Here is a 21,850-nt window from a genome sequence, read left to right as displayed (position 1 = left end):
CCCTACAAATATAGAGTTTTAAAAATCTAAATGCAGTTTTTTGACAATAACTTTAGCAATAGTATTCATAAAAACTGTTCGGTATATTTAAAATCTAGCCATAAATAAGCGAAATAAATAATTTGAACCACGAAAAGGCAATTGATGCAGAAGAAATTAGTTTACGGCCTTGTTTTTAGGTACTCTTCTCAATAAAATGACTCCCGTAACAAAAAAGATACCCAAAAACACGATGGCAAATCTTGGACTTTCCGTAATTTGGTCAATGATGCCATAAACGCACATCCCGATTACGATTCCAATTTTTTCGGAAACGTCATAAAAACTAAAAAAAGAAGCCGTGTCCTCGGTTTCAGGCAATAATTTAGAATAAGTAGAACGTGACAACGACTGGATTCCGCCCATAACCAATCCAACCAAGGCTGCCATAACATAAAAATGCAAGGGTAAAACAATAAAATAGGCCGCAATACAAAGCAAAACCCAAAAACAATTAATAACTATAAGAGTTGCAATATTTCCGAATTTTTCCGATGCCCTAGACGTTAAAAATGCGCCTAAAACAGCCACCAATTGAATCAACAAAATACAGATAATCAATCCAGTAGTACTTTCTTCCTTGGATGACCAAGCAATTTCTTGCTCCCCAAAATAAGTAGCCACAAGCATCACCGTTTGCACAGCCATGCTGTACACAAAAAAACTACCTAAATATCTTTTTAAAGCAATATTGCCTTCCAACTGTTTCCACACTATTTTAAGTTCCCTGAAACCATTAAAAATCACATGATGCGTTACTTTTTGATTTGCATTGTCATTCCCTTTTGGCAGATAATAAAAGGTATATTGACTAAAAAGAATCCACCAAACACCCACCATTAAAAATGAATAACGCATAGCCTTCATTGCTCCTTCAGCACTTGTTCCCGTAATTCCAAAAAAATCGGGTTTCATAATCATTGCCAAATTGACAACCAATAAAAGAACACTTCCTATGTACCCCAAAGAATATCCTTTGGCACTAACTTTATCTTGTTGTGCCGGAAAAGCTATATCCGGTAGATAAGAATTATAAAAAACCAAACTTCCCCAAAACCCTATCAATCCTAAAAAATAAAACAATAAACTAATGTAAATATGTTCCAAACTGAACCAATACAAACCGATGCAAGACAATCCGCCCATATAGCAAAAGAATTGCATGAAAGCTTTCTTGTTTCCAACATAATCAGAAATTCCAGACAAGAGAGGCGAGATAAAAGCAACTACCAAAAAGGCAGCAGCAGTAACAAAAACAATCAAGGCAGAATTTTTGATTTCACTGCCAAAAGCGTTAATATACTGATAATCCTTGCTAAACAAAGCCAAATAAAACAAAGGAAATACAGCCGTTGCAATCACCAAACTATACACCGAATTTGCCCAATCATAAAAAGCCCAAGCGTTTAACAATTTTGAACTTCCTTTTTCTAATGCTTTCATCGTTGCTTTTTTTAATGGTGCCAAATATAGTCAAAAAACTAGTGTGCCAAAATGCATTTCGACTTCATCTTATTAAGAAATTACCAAGGATTTTATTAAAAATTCAAAGTTTGAAAATGATTTCCAACCAAGCAAAATCAAGCTTCCGGAATATTCAATTTGCTGTTTTTTCGGCTAAAGCCAAAGTAAATCAAGAGTCCAATAAGCAACCAAATGGTGAAATAAATCCAGTTCCAAACACTCAGTTCCGCCATCATGTAGAGGCAACAAATCAAGCCCAATAAAGGAATTAGCGACAAATTTTGTTTGTATGACCAAATCGTCAATCCAAACAAGACAATCAAGAAAATCCACATAGGGATTTTGTGTTTAAAAAGATTGAAACCACTTTGATACTTGATGAAATCATCCACTGGAAGACCTGCAACCACGGTGGCATATTTGGCATCATCTAGCTCGTATTGGCTCAACAAATGCTCCAAGTCCGGCGTCTCGACAGTGCTGTTCTTGGCATCGACAGCTACCAAATAATCATAAACTTTCGTGGTGTGCTCTTTGTCCAATGCTGTAACAATATCGGCAGGAGTGTTAATTTGTGTTTCATTGGTAATGAAATCCATCGTTGCTTTTTGGTTGTAACCAAAAGCATAAACGAGTCCAATGGCAATCAGGACCGGCATGATAAATTTAGAATTTACATAAGGAGTCTTGAACTTTCCACGAGGAATATTGGGTTTGTTTTGCAATACCAAAACGCCGGCGCAAACCAAGACAAAGGCAAACAAAGTACCGATACTGCACAAATCGGTAACCATCGTCAAGTTCAAAAACAAGGCTGGAATCGCCACCACAAAACCAGTCACGATAGTGGCATAAGAAGGCGTCTTGAATTTTGGATGCACTTTGGAAAAACGTTTGGGCAACAATCCATCACGGCTCATGCTCATCCAAATTCGGGGTTGCCCCATTTGGAAAACCAACAAAACACTCGCCATTGCTATAACGGCACTGACGGCAATAATTCCCGACATCCATTTTAGATTCAATTTATCGAATACAAAAGCCAATGGATCTCCAACATTTAATTCATTATAACTTACCATTCCCGTCAAAACCAAGGCAATGGCGATATATAAAATGGTACAAATAATAATGGCCCACATCATTCCTCGAGGCAAATCACGTTGCGGATTTTTGCATTCTTCGGCTGTCGTTGAAATGGCGTCAAAACCAATATAGGCAAAGAAAACTGCCGAAACTCCTTTTAAAACACCCGAAACACCATTGGGTGCAAACGGATCCCAATTGGCCGTATCAACATATCTGGAACCCACAAAAATCACCAAAAGAACGATACATAATTTTACTACAACCATAATATTACTGGCGTTTCTGGACTCTTTCATTCCACGATATACCAATGCGGTAATCAAGATAATAATCAACAAGGCAGGCAAATCAGCAACAAAATGAAAAGAACCAATTACCGGTGAAGTCGTCCAAGCCGTGTAAGCAGCTTGCAAACCCGAACCTAAATTTTCATAGGTTTTTCCGCCTTGCATCAATGCCGTGGCGTCTTTAAAACCGTTCGAAGCCGTCAAATAATCCATTTGAACCCATTGCGGCAAATAAATGCCGCCACTTTCGAGTAATCCCGTAAAATAATCACTCCACGAAATGGCAACCGTTATATTGCCAATGGCATATTCCATAATCAAGGCCCAACCAATAATCCAGGCAATTATTTCACCAAAAGCAACATAAGAATACGTATAAGCACTACCAGAAACGGGAACCATTGAAGCAAACTCTGCATAGGCAAAAGCGGCAAAACTACAGGCAATAGCAGTAAACAAAAAAAGAAAAATTACTGCTGGACCTCCATCGGCACTAGCTTTCCCAATGGTGCTAAAAATCCCTGCTCCCACAATGGCCGCAATACCAAAGGCGGTCAAATCACGGGCAGTCAAATGTTTTCCCAAAGCATTATGACCATCAGTATTGTTTTTTTCGACTTGTTTTAAAATATCATGCACTGTTTTTTTTCTAAATAAACCGGAAATCGCCATAGTTGAAATTTTAACGTTTAAAAAAAATTATACCGTGAATTGTGCCAAAATGCAGGCCTTCATTAAGAGTCCAAATCTATGAAACAATTTCAATTTATAAAGTTTTCATTAATAATTTTATTTTAAAGTTCTAAACCGAAATTTAAGTTATAAATAGTATCTTTCCTATGTTAAACAATTTTTATAAAGATAGTAGTCGGAAAGCTTTTTGACAGATACCTAATCCGAAATTATCCATGAATTTTTTGACCAATAACCTAAAAATATGTTAGTCAATGAAATAATGAGGAAGATATTCAACAAATGTTGCAATATGTAATTTATGAAATAATAATTTAACCCAAACTAAAATGACCAAAGAACGTTTAATTTCACTAGATGTATTCAGGGGATTTACAATAATGTTAATGACGATCGTCAACAACCCCGGAAGTTGGGTCCATATTTATCCACCGTTGGAACATGCCGAATGGAATGGCTGCACCCCCACTGATTTGGTATTTCCTTTTTTCATATTTATTATGGGAACTGCAATTCCATTTTCCATGCCAAACAAACAGTTTGACTTTGCCGTTTTTAACAAAATTGTGGTTCGCTCGTTGCGAATTTTCTGTTTGGGATTATTTTTAAATTATTTCGGAAAAATAGCGTTTTTAGGACTGGAAGGAATACCCTTATTGATTATTCGCCTGATAATTACTGGCATTGTTGGAATGGCTCTTTTGGGAAGTTTTAACCAAAAAATAAAAACGTACTTGGCTTTTGCAATTCTGGCGACACTATTATTTTTAGCCTACAGCAAAATAGAAAATTATCAAGATGTCAGGATACCCGGGGTCTTGCAACGCATTGGGATTGTCTATTTTTTTGCATCCATCCTATTTTTGAAAACCACTTTAAAAACCCAAATAGGGATTGCCACATCGTTGTTGCTATTTTATTGGTTTTTGATGGCCTGCATTCCTGTTCCGGGTTTTGGCGAGGCTAATTTTGAAAAAGACACTAATCTGGCAGCGTGGTTGGACAATTTAGTTTTAAACGGACATTTATGGAGTTCCTCCAAAACATGGGATCCCGAAGGTATTTTAAGTACTATACCTGCTATTGCAACCGGAATTATTGGAATAGTAATTGGACAATTATTGAATTTAGAAACTGCTAAAATAGAAATCACCAAAAAACTAAGCATTATTGGTATTTCATTGTTGGTACTTGGTTTAATTTGGAATCTCGTTTTTCCAATAAATAAATCACTTTGGACCAGTTCTTATGTTTTATATACTGCCGGTTTGGCAATATTGATTTTAACACTTTTGCATTATTTAATAGAGATTGCCAATTATAAAAAATGGACCAATATTTTTTTGATTTGGGGCGTGAATCCCATGATCGTGTTCTTTTTATCAGGAATACTTCCAGAAGTTTGGAGCATGATTGAAATTCAAAACCCCGAAGTTATTTCAGGAAAAATAAACACGAGAGACTATTTTTATGATTTTTATATTTCACCACAATTTTCTGACCCATTGAACGCTTCATTGGCATTTGCCTTGTTGTACGTTGTTTTTTGGACGTTTATTTTGTGGTTATTATATAAAAACAAACTCATTTTCAAAGTATAATTTAAAAAAAGGACTCCACAGGTTTTGGGATTGACCCTGTTTTTTCATTTTCAATTGAATGTGGGCTAAAAAAAGAACACAACTTACTGATTAACAATAATTAGCGCTTTAAAAAAGCGAAAAAAGAGGGACTAAGTGACATTCTGTTGGCCAAACTTTTAGTGGAGCAAAATTAATCAAAAAAAAGGATGCGTTCATTCCCGGTGGAACAAGGCGCGGTATCTTTCTTCCATCAGGGTCTTGTATTTTTCCTTGTATTCCTCGGACAGGAATGAATTATTGATCCATTGGAAAGCGACGGGTTTGTTTTTCTGGAAGCGTTTGACGATGCTTTTTATTTGTTTTCCGTTAAGTCCAAGGTTGATGCCCAGCTTTTCGAAATTTTCCCATTGTAGTTTTCTCTTTTTTCCCTCCAGTGTTAGGGCCAGTTCCTCGGTGTCGTCGGGGTTTACTATGGCCACATTCAATAGATCATAGGCTGGAGCCAATGTCCAACTGTCGCCGGAATGGATCATCGAAAAGTTCTTCAGGTGCATGTCGTTGTTCCCGGTGAGGAAACTGAAAATGCCCAATTCCAGAAAATACAATTTGTCCAACAAGGTGTTGTCCGAATACTCGTTTAGGGCTTTGCCCACCTTTTCCATCGAGCTTTTGTATTTATCGAAGGCTTCCGTGATCTGGAACATGTCGAGCATATGGATTTTCTCTCCGGTATCCGTTCGGTCGATGCGTTTGGTGATATAAGACAGTTCGCCCGACTGCAATCGGATCAAGCTTGATTTTACCGTATTGATTCCGAATGCTTCCGCGATTCGCATCGTCAGGTGTTCATTTTCGGGCATTTCAGGGTATTGGTCGGATGGTGGTTTAAAAATGTAATTTCCTCCCAAGGCTCCTACAACGGTAAGACGTCCTTTGTTTCCGTCCTGCAGAGAGTCATTAACGATAGACAGGGATAGTTTGGGTTGCACGCCAGGAACCGCCACACTTCGTTCCACCACGTTTTTGGCCAATTCCGCCATTTGTTTTAGTGAATGTTCGAATACTGGTGGTTGTTTGGTGCCAAAAAACTCCAAGCTGCACTGCTCGTGGAAATCACCAGTACCATTGTCCTCCAATGGTTCATAGCAATATAGACACTTACTCATTTTCGTTTTGTATTGATTGTACACTAACTGCTCCGATGCAATTCTGGCAACAGGCCAGAAGCAAGCCCATTCGGTCGCCAGGATTTATTTTCCAGTTTTTGGACGCAATGTCCAATAGCCATCCTTCCGGGATCAAACCTTCGAAAAAAGGAAACAATCGTTTGTCGGTGTAGCTTTTTAATCGTACCGGCATTGTCAGGCTGATGCCTTCCTTGGGATGTTCCACCACATATTTTTCATCGTATTCGAAGGTGTATTCCCCGTCGTCCGTTTCCGTGAGGATGCCCGCCAGAAATTCTTTATAATATACGGCTGCTTTTCTCATTTTCTTTAATCGTCATTTTTGAATAATTCTCTTGCATTGACTGGAGCCAAGGTATGCCCAAACATTTTGAGCACTTGGTTTACTTTTTCGAGGTTGAGGTTTTCTTTTCCCTGTTCTATTTTTCGAATCACTGTAAGAGCTACTCCAGCACGTTCCGCAAAGGCTTCCTGTGTGAGCTTTACTTCGTTTCTTTTATCTTTTACAAAATCGGCTAGTGTCTTCATTGCTATATGCTTTTGCATTGATTTTAAGCAAATATAGTAAATTATATGCAAAAGCATATAGTTTATTGTAAATAAAATATATCTATATGTAAAAGCATATAAATATTGTTTGTTCTATTTCCGATACAGGGTTACATTTATACCACTGGAATTTGCACTCTGGTACGGCTTCATAAATTTTATAGATACTTTCTAAAGAACCACTTTGAAAAAGGCGGTTTTTTTATGCTTGATCCCTTATAATTCTGGTGATTGTGGGATATTGTGGTGATTTCGAAGCAATAAAAAAACCCTAACTAATTGAAAGTCAATCGTTAGGGTTTTAATTCTGCGGAGAAAGAGGGATTTTTTTGTTTTTGTAATTAGCACTAAAACAAGGTTTTACGAAGCATTTATTACAAGTGACTCCTCAAGTGACTCCTATTGATATGGATAAAAAAAATGATCTAAATTCAATGATTAAATATACTGATAATTAATTGATTAAGAAAGAAACTTGACTAAAAAATGAACTAGTTTAATTAAGATTTAAGGATTTAATAGGTTTAAAATATGAACAAGTATTTTCTAATTTTAACCAAAAATCAAATGAGCTACTTGTTCATATTTTATTCCTGTGTACAAACAGAATTCTTCTATCGTTAAGAATTCATTTTCGGGCTTATTGAGGTCGTTTTTTACTTTTTGCATTATTCTGGTACTTTGACGATAACTCTTGCCTGTTATGCGCTGTATGTCCTTTGGATAAATGCAGACCCTCTGTTTTTCATTTTTCATACACTATCTATACCTTTGACTAGGCTTTGACTAGCATCAAAGTGCTAGGTGCAAAGTCTATATTTTAATCTTTTCAATCCTTAAATATCTTTGCTGATTATTTTGTAAATCCTAAAATGGCTTTACAAAATTAAGATTTTCTAAGTTACTATTTATTGCTGCAAGTTACACCTCTCTGGGGTGTTTTTTTATGGGCATTTATGTCGTTTTAAGCCATTTATGTCGTTTTCGGACATATGGAACTGTGCTTGCTTTTTTATTCTGCTAAATAAGCTAAAATTTGTTCTCGAAATCAATTGAAAGATGTTGCAACGGATGATGATTGAGGGAATTTCAAACCAAGTATTAATTTAAATATTAGGAATTATGGCAAGGCAAAAAGGCATAATTAAGTTGAAAGGTACTATCGGGGATATTACCTTTTACAAAACCCAGGACGGGCATTTGGCTCGTGAAAAAGGAGGCATCGACGCCAGCAGAATCAAAAATGATCCTGCGTTTCAGAGAACCCGCGAGAATGGGTCTGAATTTGGGCGAGCCGGGGTAGCCGGCAAGATTTTGAGAACGGCTTTGAGAGCATTGCTCTTGAATTCTGCCGATGGAAGAATGGTGAGCCGCTTGACTCAACAAATGGTTAAAGTAATTCAAGCTGATGTTATTAGCGTTAGAGGATTACGAAACGTGATTGATGGCGAGGCGGAATTGCTTACCGGATTTGAATTCAACATCAGAGGAAAACTGGGTACCAGTTTATTTGCTCCATTCGTTGGAACTATTGACCGTGCTGCAGGTGAAATCACTGTTGACATTGATCCGTTTGTTCCGGCAAACATGATTGCTGCTCCTAGTGGAACAACCCATTTTAAAATCATTTCGGCTGGAGCTGAAATTGATTTCGAAGCTGAAACTTTCGTTGAAGCACATTCAGAAACTGCCATCCTTCCATGGGACGCGGTGGCAACAGTTGCCATCAGCCAAGTGAATGCAGTGACAGCTGCAAGCACAAAACCTTTGTTTTTGGCTTTAGGTGTGGAGTTTTACCAAGAAGTGAATGGACAAATGTACCCATTGAAAAATGGCGCTTACAACCCATTGGCATTGGTGAAAGTGGATGGCGGTGTCTAATGGACTTCGACGGGCTCAGTCTGACAAATTAAATAGTTAGAATATGACACTATTTTTAACTAGAACTTATTTCCCTGAAGGATGCAATGGTAAACTCGAATGCGAGGGCAAATTAATCTGCCATACTATTGAATTGCCTTGGAAGAACAACGAAACGAAGGTTTCCTGCATTCCGGAGGGGAAATATTTTATTAGAAAGCGGTACAGCAAGAAGTTCCAATGGCATTTGGAAATAGTAAATGTAAAAAACAGAAGTTTGATTCTGCTTCATCCAGCCAATAATGCCCAACGAGAATTGAATGGTTGTATTGCTCCAGTAACGAAACTTTCTGGACCTGGATTGGGTCTGATGTCTCGAAAAGCTTTTACCAAGTTGAAAAATTTGGTTTATAAAGTTTTGGATCAGAAAGAAAGTGTAGAGTTGATTGTTCAATCTGGATTCCTGACTTTGGAAGGATGACAGCAAAACGAGAAAATATGAATATTATTAAACGAGTGAAAGCTCCAACGCCTAAATTTTTTAAAGTGCTTCGAAATATTGGATTGGCTATGGCTGCCATTGGTGGAACGATCCTGGCAGCTCCGGTGGCTTTGCCAGTTGTGCTGACTACAGTTGGTGGTTATTTGGCTGTTGCGGGCGGAGTGGTCTCAGCGGTAAGCCAGCTGACCACAGGGGAAGCGGTTTTGCCACCAAGCGTGGATGACGACGGGTAACCACACCCTGATGGGTACAGCCGGAGGTACATTTTTGAGTGTTTTGCCGAATTTGCATTCGGAAGATGTTTTAAAGACGATTATATTAGCTGCTCTTGGAGCGATTGTCAGTTTTGTAATATCATTGCTACTCAAATACCTCATCAAGAAGCACAAAAAATAGTCTAATTCTAGTTGTGGTGACCTTTGGATTAGATAATAAGAAAGCCAAGTCGAGAGACCTGGCTTTTTATTTTTAACCGTTGGAGCTATAGGCAGCGGGCTAAGCGATTTGAAAGTATCGTCCGTTGCTTAATGGTTTTGTTACACGCTTTTTTCATTCTAAATAATCTAAGTCTAAATGGATTCCTAACAATCTACCTTCTGGATTGTCACCATTAAGTTCTAGAACAATATTCTCTTCAATAATTTCTTTATATTCTTCTGCACTTCTTTCTTCTTTCAATATGTCTAGTGTGTCTTGATTCATTGATGCGATGTATTGAAAATCTTTACTTCCTATCTCAGAAGCAATGTTTAATGCGGAAAATCTTTGATGTGTATCCATATTAGCAAACAACCTGCTATCGTGAAAAATAAATTTAACATTATGATTTATCTGGCTCAGAAGTAATAATAAATCAAAGCAAAATATTCTTACCTCATTAATTCCATCTGAGGCATCATCTTGAATTCTAACATCTATCTTGTAGCGTAATTTGTTTTGACCATCATTATTTACTACAGAAATGCCTCCTTTTTTATCGTCATAAAAACTCCCTGTTAGCGCTCGGTATGAATCCATTAAAATAGCTAAATGTCCTTGCTTCTCTACTTGCAAATACTGTTCAGTGGCAAGATTATCTTCTGCCATAACTAGTTTAATTTCACTCTCACGCTTTTTGTATGCATTGATTAGTTGTATGGAAGTCGTTATTTTTGACAAAGCATTTTTATCTTCATTTAGTTTTTGATTAACAGAAACGTAATCATCTAAAGCACCATATTTATTAAGAAATTTTAAACTTGTATCATATTTACTTGCAATAAGTTTTTGTTTTTTTTCTTCTTCATCAATTTGTTCAAGAATATTAGTCTTTTCTTTATTAAGTCTATGGGTTCTGCCAGTCGTTAAGTTTTGATGGAAAGCCTTTACTTCTGAAACCCTTTCTGAAACTTTAATATTTAATTCACTTTCAAGACTCGCAATGAATGAATCAAAGATTGATTCTGACATATCTGATCTTAAATGCAAAGATTTTATAATGTTCTTTAATGTTTCCCTTAATAACGAAAGTTGATTATTGCTTTCTTTAAGTTGATATGATAATAAATTTGATTGTTCTTCAATTTTGGAATAGTCCTCAGCTATCTCAAATTGCGAAATTTTAATTTCTAGTTTTTGAATACTCTCTTCTAATTCTTTAATTACAATATCAATATCATTGTCTGCACCAAAAAAGGAATTGAAGGTCTCATCAGATTGAATAGCTTTCCGAAAATCTGATATTTTATTAATTTCTTCTTTCAATAAAAATTTTTTTTCTACTAAAAGAGAATTAAGGCCCAAAAGGATAGAATTACTAAGAAGAGCTCTTTCGTCTTGTTCTTTATAAACGAAGTTGTCAAACTTAAAATATTCTTGCTTTCTTGTTCGTAAGAATCTTGAAATTAAAGATCTGAATGAAGCTTTAGTGACACCGTCTGGAATAGTAAATATTGACATTAACATAAACTCTGAAAATTCTGAGAGACTTTTTTCTTCACCATTTAAAGAAACTTTACTTTGATTATCGGTACTTCTTTTTACAATAAAATCTTTACCCTCAATTGAAAATTTAAGATAAAATTCCCAAGTAGGTAGCTTTTTAGAAAGCTTAAGATTTGATTTACTCGCTAGACAAAATTGTACGAGATATAAAGCGAAAGACTTACCAACGCCATTATAAGTATTATTTCCTTTTTCTTCTGCACGTTTACCAATAATCAAAGTGATACCACTCGGATTGAAGTATATAGTTCTAAATGTGGGTTTATTAGCTCCAAGCTCAATTAGTTTCATTTTTTATAATTTGTTTTTCATTGAATTGAATTTTGCCTAATACAAATAATAGATCTAATGCTAGAATTACATTGTCAAAAGAATGTAAAGTTGGACAGTCTTTTGTGTTGTTAATCCCTTCAAAATCAATCCAAAGCTCATCGATAGTTTTTGGACTTTCTAATTTATTTAAGAGTATACTACCCAAACCAATTAGGCTTTCACAATTTCTAATATGTTTTGATGGAAGAATCATTTTAATCTTTAGTCGGTTTTTCAAAAATATCACAGCTTGTAAAAAAGAATGACATCAAAACAAGTGATGAATTGATAGCTTCATCTCCCTTTTCAACGGCACATATATCAAGAATGTTATAGAAAATAATAGCTGAATTTAAGACAGTTACTACACCTCCATATTTTTCTTTTTCTGTTTCGTAAATATAATTTAAAGAATTTCGGATAATTTCACCTAAGCGTTTGTTCTGATTGCGAGTAAAATATTCGTCTATAATATATGTTTGTGTTTCTGCTTTCTCTAATATTTGTGCGATTCTATTATCTAAAAAGTTAAAAACAATTTTGTTATTGAATTCCTCTAAATCAAAATTGTCATTGGGTTTATCCTTTACTTCTTTGAGAGATATCAAATGTTCAATAGTGGTAGATAACGCTGAAACTGAAATTGTTTGCAATTTATTTGGCGAAGGAATAAAACCAATTATGGATTCTTGTTTTTCTATATCTAATTCCATAAATTCTGAAATCAAATCATCCATAGTATAAGTCCCAAAAGAAATATCAGGATGGAGCTTACAAAGTTTCGCCATTTTCTGTTCTACTGGTGGAGGAGAGCCTTTTTGTTTGTCATTTAACACAAAATAAAATTCTTTTATAGGTGTAAATTCATTCCAATGCTCTAATAACTTGGTAAAGTCTTCTTCTAGTTTACTTACTGCGGAAACCACAGTTCGTTCATTGTTGATATCTTCTGGTGCAAATACTTGAAAGTAGACACCAGTAGCTGGAACAAAGCCATCATTTTTTCTATCCCCAATATTACCATAAGCCTTAACTCTCCGAAAGCCAGTCCTTGAGGCAATCATAACGTCATTGAACAAATCTTCATATTTCTGTCCTTCAGATTTTATGGCATTAAGTGAAAAGCGAAGTTTTGAATAGTATTTTTGGCTCATTTATTAATTATATTTTCTTTTATTGAATTAACGTGACGCGACTTTACGCAGTGGCGACGCCATTAAGTTTAGTTGTAAAGATATAGAATTGACCTATTATTACTTTCCGGCCAATAAAAAATAAACTAGCTATTGCATAAAACCGCATTTATATGCGGTTAGACCATTTCATAAAAGTTAATAATTGGAAAAACTTCCATTACCGTGCTGATACAAATTTGGTCAATAACTTTACCTTTCATTTCATCAATGTTTTCAATTCCTATATCGCAAACAAAATATGTAAAAGTAAAATGTTTAATCTCCCTTTGAAAAAACTTTGCCTGAATTGCTGAATATGCCCAATTAGTATAACTTTCTTTTTCAAAACATCTTTCATTTTCAATAATTTCTGATGTAATTCTGGCATTGCCAAAGTGTTTTTCTGTTTCATCAAAAGTATAAGGGCAAAGAACAGGATGTTTTTTATTTTTACTTGAGTTTACTGTAATCGAAACTATTGATGAGTTATTTTCGATTGTAGAAAAAAGGACAACTGCATTAACAAATTTGTATTTATAAATAACTAGATATTCATTATCATCTGAGTCATATGGATATTTATATTTTTCTGTTGGTTCACCAAAGTCTTGTATGATTTTTTCTATTGATAATCCTCCAGGTTCGTAATTAAGTAGAAACTTTTCGTCAAGATATTTGCTAACTTGGTTTCCAACCTTGTTACTTTCAATCTTCTGTTTTTTCTCTTTGATTATTTCTCTAATTACTTGAAAAAAATAAACCACAAGTCCACCAATCACTCCGCTAATTATATTCTCTGTAAAATTGTTCATAATCTATTACGTGTGCTTAGGGCTAGTTGTGTATAATTCGGTTTTAGGTGCCATAAATTGGAACCAATCTACCCAAAATAGAATGGCTTTGTCTGATAAATGCCAGGACTAATTATTTTCAAATATACATAATATAAATCTTATGTTTTAGATTTCTTCGAAAATGTTCAAGGTTACTTTTTCGATGACCACTTTTGTATTAGCAGTATATAATCCGTTGTATTTGGCGCTGCCCTTTGTTTTTGGCCTGCTGTCAAATATTCCGTAAAAGACTCTCGAGATTTTGGTTTTCCAAATGTCGGTTTGGTATAGAATGAATAGTTCCATGGTAGTGAGTATTAAAGATGGTCATAATTATTTCTTGCAATAGCGATACAATATGGTCTTACGGATGTCATTTATAAGCATCATATCCTCTTTATACTGTTTTTCTTTTTTTTCCAACAATTTGAGCGCTTCCACATTTTTGACGTGCTGCTCGTGTTCGACCATCATCAAACTGGATTGGGGGTTGAACTCTTTTTTGAAGTCTGGGAGGCGCAAAAATGGAATCACGGAACCATAAAGGTGTGGGTGCCAAAATTTTGTTTTCCACAAGCTGTATGCTACCAGGAAAATGTTATCGCGGTCCTTTTCCTCAGAAAAAATGATGACAAAGCTGTTTGCGAAAGGCTCGTCCTGGGGCTTTCCGGCGTTCAACCCTTTGTTAAGGATGAATAAATGGGGTTTGGTGTACTGTGTGTCTTTTCGATGGGTCTTGATGATAAAATTGGTCATGGCTTCGGATTTAAATTGATTAGCTTTTCAATTTTCATTTATTTTCTGGTGAACTAGCCAATGTGCCTCGCTACGCTTCGCCACATAAAATTTTTTAAAAGAAAAAAAAGGAAAAAAAAGAAAGTCATCTCCTAAGTGGAAGTTTCAAGAAAGTCAAGTTTTTTTTGAAAAATTTTTTCCGACCGGATGTTGATTAGGAGGACAATATTTCTTTTCGGAAAAAAATTTTCAAAAAACCGGAGGCCTGAACTTTACTTTCTTGAAACTGGAGCTTAACTTTACTTTCTTTTTTTTTATTTTTTTATTTTCCTATTAACCATGGTTTTTTCATTAGTAACCAATCGAAAAATGTTTTCTTAAGAGGGGGGATTTTCTTGGAAAGGGTATGGATTTTTAAAACAGAAAAACACATTAACCGCCATTCCAATTTTTTTTATGTTTTAAAAATCCATACTCTTTACTGGACTTGATTTTGTGTGTGCAGACCATTACTTTATTGGAATTGTATTATTCAGGAATCAACGTTGTAAGTAATGGTCTGCACTCACAAAAACAATGCATAATAATACCTAGTGCGATGAGGCAGTAGCGCAGGCAAGTGTATTGTTTTTTTATTTGCTGACTGGGGTGTTCCTGATTGCTTTTGTGGAAAAGCTGGTGCCAGAAATAGTGTTCAGTGTACAGTGTACAGTGTCAGTTTGCAGAAAATTGTCTTATAAAACGATATGGCAACTGCTTTTCCGGAAAAGCAATTACTACTTATTTTGTGGCAAATAAAAAACGATACTCTTGCTGGCTTTTTAATTTTGTGTGTGCAGGCCATTACTTTATTGGAATTGTATTATTCAGGAAGCAACGTTGTAAGTAATGGTCTGCACTCACAAAAACAATGCATAATAATACCTAGTGCGATGAGGCAGCAGCGCAGGCAAGTGTATTGTTTTTTTATTTGCTGACTGGGGTGTTCCTGATTGCTTTTGTGGAAAAGCTGGTGCCAGAAATAGTGTTCAGTGTACAGTGTACAGTGTCAGTTTGCAGAAAATTGTCTTATAAAACGATATGGCAACTGCTTTTCCGGAAAAGCAATTACTACTTATTTTGTGGCAAATAAAAAACGATACTCTTGCTGGCTTTTTGATTTTGTGTGTGCAGGCCATTACTTTATTGGAATTGTATTATTCAGGAAGCAACGTTGTAAGTAATGGTCTGCACTCACAAAAACAATGCATAATAATACCTAGTGCGATGGGGCAGCAGCGCAGGCAAGTGTATTGTTTTTTTATTTGCTTACTGGGGTAATTCTGATTGCTTTTGTGGAAAAGCTGGTGCCAGAAATAGTGTTCAGTGTACAGTGTCAGTTTGCAGAAAATTGTCTTATAAAAACGATATGGCAACTGCTTTTCCGGAAAAGCAATTACTAGGTATTTTGTGGCAAATAAAAAAACAATACTCTTGCTGGCTTTTTGATTTTGTGTGTAGAAAAATGGCTTTTTCCCTAGGCAAATCCACTAGACTTAAAAGCCATTTTTCTACTCACAAAATCAATGCAAAGACTTCCGATTTCAATACCAAGTTGCTAAAAACCATCATAAGTTATCAGCGATACGGAATCGTTAATTAAAAGATATAAATTCTTCGTGAGGTATTGTAGTGGTTTGTGAAGGGCAGCTTCTTGAGGGGCTGTCCCTCGACTGCGCACGGGATGACCAATGTCTTTACAGCCCCTCAAGAAGTTGTCCTGGAGCAAACCACCGGCGCGTTGGGGTGCGGCTGTTTTACATAAATGATATTATAACTTCGTCGCAAAAACCAAAAAAACAATATAAACGCTTTGTGATGAATTATAATACTCAATTATGTAAAACAGCTTTGGGGAAAAAATTTCTGGCGCGAGTCACGAAGTGTACGTGTTTTTGTTCCAAAAACCGTGACAGAAATTTTTTTAGGAGCGTTGGCCAGGAGTGGCAACCGAAGCGGGAAACGTCCTTTTCACCGCGAACGACAAAAAATGTTTACTCTATTGAAAACGTAATTAGTGAAATGAAGCAAACAAATCCTTCGTCTGCGCTCAGGATGACAATGATGCTAGGAATACTTGGACTAGGAGCAATTTTTGTGCAGTTGAATGAGTTAATGGGAATCTTTCCAGTAATCATTTTATAATTTCAAAACTATTTTGGTAAATGAGCAGGGTTTCCTTTTTTCTGAAGATTACTTTTTTATTTTGATAGCTTGGTTTTTGCAAAAGTAGTTTGTCGTTAAATTGTGTCAATTTGAATTGCAAATCATCTATAGTAAAATGGTCTAATTTTATTTCATAGCTGGCAATGAAACCAATGGCTTTTTGTTCGATATAAATTCCAGGATTGTATTCTTCCGTGACTTCGGTTTTATTCACGTTATAGAGGGGAAAAAGCAATTGTTGCTGGTTTAAATCTTTGATTTGGAGTTTATCGATTTTTTTGCCATCCAATAATATTTCGATTTGGTTTTTTGGTGAGTTCCATAGTCCGCTTACTTTTATGCCTGGTAAATTTTCCAATGATGGGACAGTAGGTATTTTTAGGTAATAATAGAAAAAGGGATCTAATAACGCTTTTACTAAGGGGAGTTTCATTTTAGCAGCCACTTTCAAACATTCTGTAAAATCAACCTCGCTGCACTCGAATTTTTTCAGTGACCAACTTTCCCCGTGAAGATTGATTTTTAGCGTTTGCATTGAAATTAGTCACTTGATTTAACTCAGTTATAATGAACTTTAAAAAGACGGATGTTATTTATATATATTTAATTTTAGTCTTGAGGAATCAGTTTGTCAATATCATTCTTTTTTGCTAAAACCTCAATCCATTCTTTCAGGATGGTTTCAAATCCGTAGAGCATTCCTGCCAAACCACCCGTAACTGCTCCCGTGGTATCGGTGTCTTCCCCTAAATTAATAGCTTTGAGAACGGCATCGACATAATTATCAGTGGTTAATAGACTCCAAATACTCGCTTCCAAAGTATGAACCACATAACCCGAACTTTTGATTTCATCTTCCCCTAATTCATAAATATTACCGTTCAAAAGGCGACTGTAAATTACAATTTCAGAAGGATTGACATTCAATGATTTTAAAAATCCAGTTACTTCCGTTTTTAAGTTTTCGTAAATTTCAAACTTGTTTTTGCCTTCCATTATCTGTTTGGCAAATTCCAAATAATAAAAACAGCCAATCACCGAACGTATGTGTCCGTGTGTAAGTGAGGAAACTGCTTTTGTGATTTCAAACCTTTCGGAAATCGACTTGTCTTTGCTGTATTGCACCAAAGGCAAAATACGCATCAGGGAACCGTTTCCGTTGTCCCATTCTTCAAAACCGCCAGCCAATTCAGGTTTCATCCCTTTGGCTAACCGATCAATAGCTATACTCGTGGCAATGCCGATATCAAAAACTTCGCCTTCCGGTGTCCAATAATTTTCGTTTTTCCAGGCGATAAATTTGTTTGCCAATTGTTGTAAATCCAAGCCTTCATTAATGCTTTCGGCTAAACAAAAGGTTAACGAACTGTCATCAGACCAAACTCCTGCTTTGACATCGTGGGTTCCAAAACCCTGCATCGTGTCTACAGGATTTTGCCTTAAATAATAACGACTTTTAAATTCTACAGGAACACCAAGCGCATCACCAACGGCAACTCCGTAAAGGATGTCTTTTAAAAAGTTTCGATTCATTTACTTTATTAAAATTTGATTGATCAGGAATGATATATGCAATCAATATTATTTGTGTCTAATAATTCCTTTAGATCTTTTGAATATTTAAAAAACAAAATAATTTGATAACCTTCGTGGCTAATAAATCCGGGAGTTATTTCTTTTTTAAAACTAAGACTCCCTTCAAAAACTACTTGTTCATTATCGACGTTAGCCTCATAAAAACAAGCGCCATCCTCTTCAGATGTTACCCATTTTTTTTCATTATCTACCAATAAACTAAAGTAGATGTTAGCTGATTTTAAAGAAAAACACACCCTACTGCCATCAACAAGCTCGGTTTCAATAATTAAATTTTCATAAACATCTGGCTGAACTTCCATTGAACGGTGCATATAAATCCGTTTCATTATCGGTGGTTTCCATTTCAACAATTCGTTATTTCCTTTATAATGAATTATCATTTTTCCGTGACACATAATGGGATTGATTATTTTTACCATAATTGATTTGTTATAAATGATTAAAATTCTAAAACCAGATTATTGAAATTATCTTCAAATCCTTGTTTTTTAAAGAAGTTTAGAGCTGTGGTGTTTTTTGAAAAAACATTCAAAATAATCTTATTTGTCGATTCCGACTTAGCCCATTTTTTTATTTCGTTTATAAATAGTTTTCCAATACCTAAATGACGGAAGTTTTCATCAATCATTATATCTCCAATCGTGCAGTAATTGTTGGAATTGTAACTTGAATATCTGAACCAGCTAATGTCGGCCGTTACATAACCTATGATTTTATTGCTCTTTGTGGCAATAAAAAGAATTCTTGTAGTATCTCGCAAATTCCAATCTAAATTCATTTTATATTCTTCGCCGGAATTGTCGGTGTCTGCAAAAAAATCTTCGTCAAAGCCTTTATGCAGATTCATTAGTTTTAGCCATAATGATACTATTTCGTCAAGGTGTTCGGCAGTTGCTTTTTGGATTTTAATCATTTTGCTGTTATTTAGACTTCTTTATTACTGAAGAATAAATTATGGAAATCTTCATTTAACACTTCCAGAAGAAGAGGAGTGTTTTTTACAATAAACTGAAAATTATATCTTTCTCTTCTGGTGTCAACTTCGGAGATTATTTTAGCTATTTCGAAATAGCCATAAAAATAAATGGAATCGTCCTTGAAAATTTTATTGATAAAAAGCATATGGTTATAGGAATACTCCCAGTTGGCTACTCCATTTTCAATTGTTTTGGTGTACAGTAATCTATTGGAAAAACATAGCAAAACATCTTTTTGATGTAACAAGGAAACCTCGACACAATAGTTTTCTATGTCATTCTCGGCTACTTCAAAAACTCTTTTCAGGGTAACTTTATGAAATTGAAAACCGTGATTGTCTGTTCGTATATGAAAATTCGAATCTCGATATTCCGTGATTAAAACAGCTTCTGTTTGAAAGTTCTCTTTATGAGGATTAATTACTTTTACCATAAGAATATTATTTCGTCAAGGTGTTCGGAGATTGCTTTTTGGATTTGGATTATGTTTAATTTGTTATTCATCTTTCTTTTCAATGTAAATTGGTTCTAAAAATGAAAAGTAATTATCATTTATTATCTCCTTATTTCTCCATAAAAACGCTATGTCGCTTGAAATTTGAACATTGTGAGAATACTTTGGGTTTATTGGAAAATAATCACCCGAAAGATATCGAACCCCGTGATATGTCTCAAAATGTGGCTCTATTCTTTTTTTATTTATTGAGTAATATTTTTCATTTGTAGCACATAAAAATATCCCTAAATCAATTCTATTTTCATTTACCAAATGATTTAATCTTTTAATATCATTAATTATTTTTTGTCTTACTTGTGTTTGTCCTGAATTTGAAACCTTTTTATTCGGAAATTTGAATTCAATACCAACTTTATAATTACTTCCCTGAATTTCAATTTCAAAATATAGATCTAAAAATTTTCCATCTGAAAAATCTACTCCATACAATGCTATCTCAAAATCAACATTACTTAATTTCTCTTCCGCCTTTAAATGTAGTAACCAAGCAAATTTGAAAACCAAAGACTTTTCAGAGGAAATTAACATTTCATTATTGTTTAAACCACTTTCAATTTCACCCCATAGTTCTCCAACAAGTTCTTTTATTTCTAGCGTATCTATCACTTCTTTTAATGTCATTTTTAGTTTGTTTTTAAAGTAAAATTTTATTAGCCCAATCTTCTGACTTTCTATCACATCCTCCACCATAGTTTGCAGGTGTTCGAAGTTTATCTGTTTTGATTTTATTGTTTAAACAATATTCTTCAATTTCTCTCCAATTTTTAGCAATTTTATCAATACCATTTAATGTTGATCTTGTTAAAAAGACACCCTGCAATGTTGATTTATTATTTTCAATTAGTTTTAGAATATTAGGAGTATTAAATTCTAAAATATATCTATTAAGAACATTATCTGAAAAGCCCTTTGTTAGTTTATTCCTATCATCAATGTTTTCTCTGGATGCGTTTTGAATGTTAATCACTAAATCAGTAATACCTATTTTCTTTTGAATAATATAATCAAGCTTTATATTTAATTCTTCTCGTTTTAAGCTTTCTTCTCCAAAAACTCTTGGTAAAACGCACCAAAAATTATTTTTAATTTTTCCGTAAAAATAATCTGCTTGCTCAGCATTATTATAATTCCAAGTAGGATTAAATGTTCCTACAAATAGGTATTCTAATTCCCAAACAGGAAGTAATTGGTTTAAAAATCTGTGTTCACAAGGCATATTATTGTTTTTTAATTGGTTGGTTTTTTATATTTCAAAGAGTGATTTTTGTAAATATATAACTATATTTTTTCAAATAAAAATTGGAAAAGTCAATTTCATTTATTTAAGAATCAATGTTTTAATCAGTAGCTGTCAAAACTGTTTTGATACCTCAACAAAGTGTCGGTTTTCAATTAATTGTCATTGGAATTGTAAACTTTTTGTAATTCTTCGGCTGAAAGTGCCCTGTTCCATAAGGCAGTATCGTCTAATTTCCCATCAAGAGGCCACCAATAACCGTTGGCTTGATAAGAGTCACCAATTGAAATTCCCGAATTACCCGAATTCAGGGTTATCACTCCTGCTTGGCTTCCTTTTAAAACGCCATTGACATAAATTTTCAGCGTTGCTCCATCGTAGGAAAACGCAATATGACTCCATTGATTTAAGGGAATAGTGGAAACACTCAAATTTAAGTGGGTATTGTTTGTGCCAACAAGTCCTGCCGTTAGGTTATTTTGATTAAAATCCAAACCCCATACTTCACCGGAAGGATTGGCATAGCCATTTTCGCTTCTCCTGATGATTGCCGTATTGGGACTTTGGGCATTTCCTGTCCAAAAATAGGATCTTGGATATATCCAAGTGGAAACAGTAAGTTGGTTGTTGTCTAAAAGGGATGAATTGGGAACATAGATTTCAGTATTTCTTTTTCCAAAAACACTTCCTTGATGGGAAAATTGATAGGCAGCAGCATTCTTTCCCTTTCTGTCTGTTGTTAGGGAAGCCGCATAAACAATACTGTTTAAGTTATGCCCCGAAACATCGTTGGCATTGCCATTAAAGTTGTACTGGGCAACTAAACCGTCTGTTGGAAATGTTGATGGTTCTGGAGTCGAACTGTTGTTTGGACTACAATTGATTAATAAAATGGACACAGCTGTCAGTAGCATTAAGTTTTTAAGTGATTTCATTGTTTTCATTTTTTGGGATTAAGTTAAGATGATGGATTCGTGTTTATTATTAGACAAAACTACAGTCGTGTTTGGCATAAAATGGCAAA

The 21,850-nt window shown here is 34.9% G+C and carries 24 protein-coding genes; 5 read left to right on the top strand and 19 right to left on the bottom strand.

Annotated features, from left to right (window positions below; translation table 11 throughout):
* Positions 1-156: 156 nt before the first annotated feature.
* Both OZP13_RS05045 and OZP13_RS05040 read right to left on the bottom strand, forming a co-directional pair.
* The gene (locus OZP13_RS05045) at positions 157-1,482 is read right to left on the bottom strand and encodes an MFS transporter (RefSeq protein WP_281298875.1); all 1,326 of its coding nucleotides are present in this window, start codon (positions 1,480-1,482) and stop codon (positions 157-159) included.
* Between the two features lie 137 nt (positions 1,483-1,619).
* Positions 1,620-3,551, bottom strand: a complete 1,932-nt coding sequence (locus OZP13_RS05040) for an amino acid permease (protein WP_281298874.1) — start codon at positions 3,549-3,551, stop codon at positions 1,620-1,622.
* Between the two features lie 350 nt (positions 3,552-3,901).
* Here OZP13_RS05040 and OZP13_RS05035 point away from each other — a divergent pair, with 350 nt between their 5' ends.
* Entirely contained in the window at positions 3,902-5,173 is a 1,272-nt protein-coding gene (locus OZP13_RS05035; RefSeq protein WP_281298873.1) for an acyltransferase family protein, read from the top strand.
* A 194-nt stretch (positions 5,174-5,367) separates the two neighbouring features.
* Here the strand turns inward: OZP13_RS05035 and OZP13_RS05030 are convergent, their stop codons facing one another.
* From OZP13_RS05030 to OZP13_RS05020, 3 genes are read right to left on the bottom strand one after another with little or no spacing between them, the layout of a single operon-like run.
* On the bottom strand, positions 5,368-6,321 hold the full coding sequence (locus OZP13_RS05030; RefSeq protein ID WP_281298872.1) for a HipA domain-containing protein: 954 nt from the start codon (positions 6,319-6,321) through the stop codon (positions 5,368-5,370).
* Positions 6,314-6,646, bottom strand: coding sequence for a HipA N-terminal domain-containing protein (locus OZP13_RS05025; protein ID WP_269242743.1), 333 nt, complete (start codon positions 6,644-6,646; stop codon positions 6,314-6,316). The genes OZP13_RS05030 and OZP13_RS05025 overlap by 8 nt, the downstream gene beginning before the upstream one ends.
* 5 nt (positions 6,647-6,651) lie before the next feature.
* Positions 6,652-6,870, bottom strand: a complete 219-nt coding sequence (locus OZP13_RS05020; RefSeq protein ID WP_269242742.1) for a helix-turn-helix domain-containing protein — start codon at positions 6,868-6,870, stop codon at positions 6,652-6,654.
* Between the two features lie 1,143 nt (positions 6,871-8,013).
* Here OZP13_RS05020 and OZP13_RS05015 point away from each other — a divergent pair.
* Genes OZP13_RS05015 through OZP13_RS05005 form a run of 3 tightly spaced genes read left to right on the top strand, consistent with a single transcriptional unit; the run spans position 8,014 to position 9,486 of the window.
* Positions 8,014-8,772, top strand: a complete 759-nt coding sequence (locus OZP13_RS05015) for a hypothetical protein (protein ID WP_269242741.1) — start codon at positions 8,014-8,016, stop codon at positions 8,770-8,772.
* Positions 8,773-8,815: 43 nt separating this feature from the next.
* Positions 8,816-9,232, top strand: coding sequence for a DUF5675 family protein (locus OZP13_RS05010; RefSeq protein ID WP_281298871.1), 417 nt, complete (start codon positions 8,816-8,818; stop codon positions 9,230-9,232).
* Positions 9,233-9,249: 17 nt separating this feature from the next.
* The gene (locus OZP13_RS05005) at positions 9,250-9,486 is read left to right on the top strand and encodes a hypothetical protein (RefSeq protein ID WP_269242739.1); all 237 of its coding nucleotides are present in this window, start codon (positions 9,250-9,252) and stop codon (positions 9,484-9,486) included.
* Positions 9,487-9,802: 316 nt separating this feature from the next.
* Here OZP13_RS05005 and OZP13_RS05000 read toward each other — a convergent pair whose 3' ends face one another.
* From OZP13_RS05000 to OZP13_RS04975, 6 genes are all read right to left on the bottom strand, one after another.
* Positions 9,803-11,527, bottom strand: coding sequence for a DUF2326 domain-containing protein (locus OZP13_RS05000; protein WP_281298870.1), 1,725 nt, complete (start codon positions 11,525-11,527; stop codon positions 9,803-9,805).
* A complete protein-coding gene (locus tag OZP13_RS04995; RefSeq protein WP_269242735.1) occupies positions 11,514-11,762 on the bottom strand; it encodes an ABC-three component system middle component 6 in 249 nt (82 codons plus the stop codon). Before OZP13_RS04995 ends, OZP13_RS05000 begins: the two co-directional genes overlap by 14 nt.
* 1 nt (position 11,763) lies before the next feature.
* Positions 11,764-12,702, bottom strand: a complete 939-nt coding sequence (locus OZP13_RS04990) for an ABC-three component system protein (protein WP_269242734.1) — start codon at positions 12,700-12,702, stop codon at positions 11,764-11,766.
* A gap of 158 nt (positions 12,703-12,860) precedes the next feature.
* Positions 12,861-13,535 (bottom strand): hypothetical protein, encoded by a 675-nt coding sequence (locus OZP13_RS04985; protein WP_281298869.1) that lies wholly within the window; start codon positions 13,533-13,535, stop codon positions 12,861-12,863.
* A 147-nt stretch (positions 13,536-13,682) separates the two neighbouring features.
* Positions 13,683-13,862, bottom strand: a complete 180-nt coding sequence (locus tag OZP13_RS04980) for a hypothetical protein (RefSeq protein WP_281298868.1) — start codon at positions 13,860-13,862, stop codon at positions 13,683-13,685.
* 27 nt (positions 13,863-13,889) lie between these two features.
* Positions 13,890-14,312 (bottom strand): DUF6943 family protein, encoded by a 423-nt coding sequence (locus OZP13_RS04975; protein ID WP_281298867.1) that lies wholly within the window; start codon positions 14,310-14,312, stop codon positions 13,890-13,892.
* Between the two features lie 1,059 nt (positions 14,313-15,371).
* Here OZP13_RS04975 and OZP13_RS04970 point away from each other — a divergent pair.
* Positions 15,372-15,611 (top strand): hypothetical protein, encoded by a 240-nt coding sequence (locus OZP13_RS04970; RefSeq protein ID WP_269242731.1) that lies wholly within the window; start codon positions 15,372-15,374, stop codon positions 15,609-15,611.
* An 853-nt stretch (positions 15,612-16,464) separates the two neighbouring features.
* On the opposite strand, the gene OZP13_RS04965 is transcribed toward OZP13_RS04970, so the two are convergent.
* The 8 genes from OZP13_RS04965 to OZP13_RS04930 all read right to left on the bottom strand — a co-directional run bounded on the left by OZP13_RS04965 (position 16,465) and on the right by OZP13_RS04930 (position 21,761).
* Positions 16,465-16,929 carry a hypothetical protein gene (locus OZP13_RS04965; RefSeq protein WP_281298866.1) on the bottom strand — a complete coding sequence of 155 codons (465 nt, stop codon included), beginning with the start codon at positions 16,927-16,929 and terminating at the stop codon, positions 16,465-16,467.
* 176 nt (positions 16,930-17,105) lie between these two features.
* A complete protein-coding gene (locus tag OZP13_RS04960) occupies positions 17,106-18,029 on the bottom strand; it encodes an ADP-ribosylglycohydrolase family protein (protein ID WP_269242729.1) in 924 nt (307 codons plus the stop codon).
* 23 nt (positions 18,030-18,052) lie between these two features.
* Entirely contained in the window at positions 18,053-18,514 is a 462-nt protein-coding gene (locus tag OZP13_RS04955; protein WP_281298865.1) for a hypothetical protein, read from the bottom strand.
* Positions 18,515-18,534: 20 nt separating this feature from the next.
* Entirely contained in the window at positions 18,535-19,008 is a 474-nt protein-coding gene (locus tag OZP13_RS04950) for a GNAT family N-acetyltransferase (protein WP_269242727.1), read from the bottom strand.
* Positions 19,009-19,019: 11 nt separating this feature from the next.
* Positions 19,020-19,505, bottom strand: coding sequence for a hypothetical protein (locus OZP13_RS04945; RefSeq protein ID WP_269242726.1), 486 nt, complete (start codon positions 19,503-19,505; stop codon positions 19,020-19,022).
* A gap of 63 nt (positions 19,506-19,568) precedes the next feature.
* Positions 19,569-20,210, bottom strand: a complete 642-nt coding sequence (locus OZP13_RS04940) for a hypothetical protein (RefSeq protein WP_269242725.1) — start codon at positions 20,208-20,210, stop codon at positions 19,569-19,571.
* A gap of 13 nt (positions 20,211-20,223) precedes the next feature.
* Positions 20,224-20,805, bottom strand: coding sequence for a hypothetical protein (locus OZP13_RS04935; RefSeq protein ID WP_269242724.1), 582 nt, complete (start codon positions 20,803-20,805; stop codon positions 20,224-20,226).
* 176 nt (positions 20,806-20,981) lie between these two features.
* Positions 20,982-21,761: a LamG domain-containing protein gene (locus OZP13_RS04930; RefSeq protein ID WP_269242723.1), complete on the bottom strand. Its 780-nt coding sequence runs from the start codon at positions 21,759-21,761 to the stop codon at positions 20,982-20,984.
* Positions 21,762-21,850: the final 89 nt, after the last annotated feature.

Source organism: Flavobacterium limnophilum (assembly GCF_027111315.2).
In the GTDB taxonomy this organism is placed as follows: Bacteria; Bacteroidota; Bacteroidia; order Flavobacteriales; family Flavobacteriaceae; genus Flavobacterium; species Flavobacterium limnophilum.
This window is presented reverse-complemented; position numbering and strand designations above follow the sequence as displayed.

Bases quoted from the DNA above. Each gene is read 5' to 3' on its own strand.
- OZP13_RS05045 (WP_281298875.1), bottom strand. From the start codon at position 1,482: ATGAAAGCATTAGAAAAAGGAAGTTCAAAATTGTTAAACGCTTGGGCT.
- OZP13_RS05040 (WP_281298874.1), bottom strand. From the start codon at position 3,551: ATGGCGATTTCCGGTTTATTTAGAAAAAAAACAGTGCATGATATTTTA.
- OZP13_RS05035 (WP_281298873.1), top strand. From the start codon at position 3,902: ATGACCAAAGAACGTTTAATTTCACTAGATGTATTCAGGGGATTTACA.
- OZP13_RS05030 (WP_281298872.1), bottom strand. From the start codon at position 6,321: ATGAGTAAGTGTCTATATTGCTATGAACCATTGGAGGACAATGGTACT.
- OZP13_RS05025 (WP_269242743.1), bottom strand. From the start codon at position 6,646: ATGAGAAAAGCAGCCGTATATTATAAAGAATTTCTGGCGGGCATCCTC.
- OZP13_RS05020 (WP_269242742.1), bottom strand. From the start codon at position 6,870: ATGAAGACACTAGCCGATTTTGTAAAAGATAAAAGAAACGAAGTAAAG.
- OZP13_RS05015 (WP_269242741.1), top strand. From the start codon at position 8,014: ATGGCAAGGCAAAAAGGCATAATTAAGTTGAAAGGTACTATCGGGGAT.
- OZP13_RS05010 (WP_281298871.1), top strand. From the start codon at position 8,816: ATGACACTATTTTTAACTAGAACTTATTTCCCTGAAGGATGCAATGGT.
- OZP13_RS05005 (WP_269242739.1), top strand. From the start codon at position 9,250: ATGAATATTATTAAACGAGTGAAAGCTCCAACGCCTAAATTTTTTAAA.
- OZP13_RS05000 (WP_281298870.1), bottom strand. From the start codon at position 11,527: ATGAAACTAATTGAGCTTGGAGCTAATAAACCCACATTTAGAACTATA.
- OZP13_RS04995 (WP_269242735.1), bottom strand. From the start codon at position 11,762: ATGATTCTTCCATCAAAACATATTAGAAATTGTGAAAGCCTAATTGGT.
- OZP13_RS04990 (WP_269242734.1), bottom strand. From the start codon at position 12,702: ATGAGCCAAAAATACTATTCAAAACTTCGCTTTTCACTTAATGCCATA.
- OZP13_RS04985 (WP_281298869.1), bottom strand. From the start codon at position 13,535: ATGAACAATTTTACAGAGAATATAATTAGCGGAGTGATTGGTGGACTT.
- OZP13_RS04980 (WP_281298868.1), bottom strand. From the start codon at position 13,862: ATGGAACTATTCATTCTATACCAAACCGACATTTGGAAAACCAAAATC.
- OZP13_RS04975 (WP_281298867.1), bottom strand. From the start codon at position 14,312: ATGACCAATTTTATCATCAAGACCCATCGAAAAGACACACAGTACACC.
- OZP13_RS04970 (WP_269242731.1), top strand. From the start codon at position 15,372: ATGGCAACTGCTTTTCCGGAAAAGCAATTACTACTTATTTTGTGGCAA.
- OZP13_RS04965 (WP_281298866.1), bottom strand. From the start codon at position 16,929: ATGAAACTCCCCTTAGTAAAAGCGTTATTAGATCCCTTTTTCTATTAT.
- OZP13_RS04960 (WP_269242729.1), bottom strand. From the start codon at position 18,029: ATGAATCGAAACTTTTTAAAAGACATCCTTTACGGAGTTGCCGTTGGT.
- OZP13_RS04955 (WP_281298865.1), bottom strand. From the start codon at position 18,514: ATGGTAAAAATAATCAATCCCATTATGTGTCACGGAAAAATGATAATT.
- OZP13_RS04950 (WP_269242727.1), bottom strand. From the start codon at position 19,008: ATGATTAAAATCCAAAAAGCAACTGCCGAACACCTTGACGAAATAGTA.
- OZP13_RS04945 (WP_269242726.1), bottom strand. From the start codon at position 19,505: ATGGTAAAAGTAATTAATCCTCATAAAGAGAACTTTCAAACAGAAGCT.
- OZP13_RS04940 (WP_269242725.1), bottom strand. From the start codon at position 20,210: ATGACATTAAAAGAAGTGATAGATACGCTAGAAATAAAAGAACTTGTT.
- OZP13_RS04935 (WP_269242724.1), bottom strand. From the start codon at position 20,805: ATGCCTTGTGAACACAGATTTTTAAACCAATTACTTCCTGTTTGGGAA.
- OZP13_RS04930 (WP_269242723.1), bottom strand. From the start codon at position 21,761: ATGAAATCACTTAAAAACTTAATGCTACTGACAGCTGTGTCCATTTTA.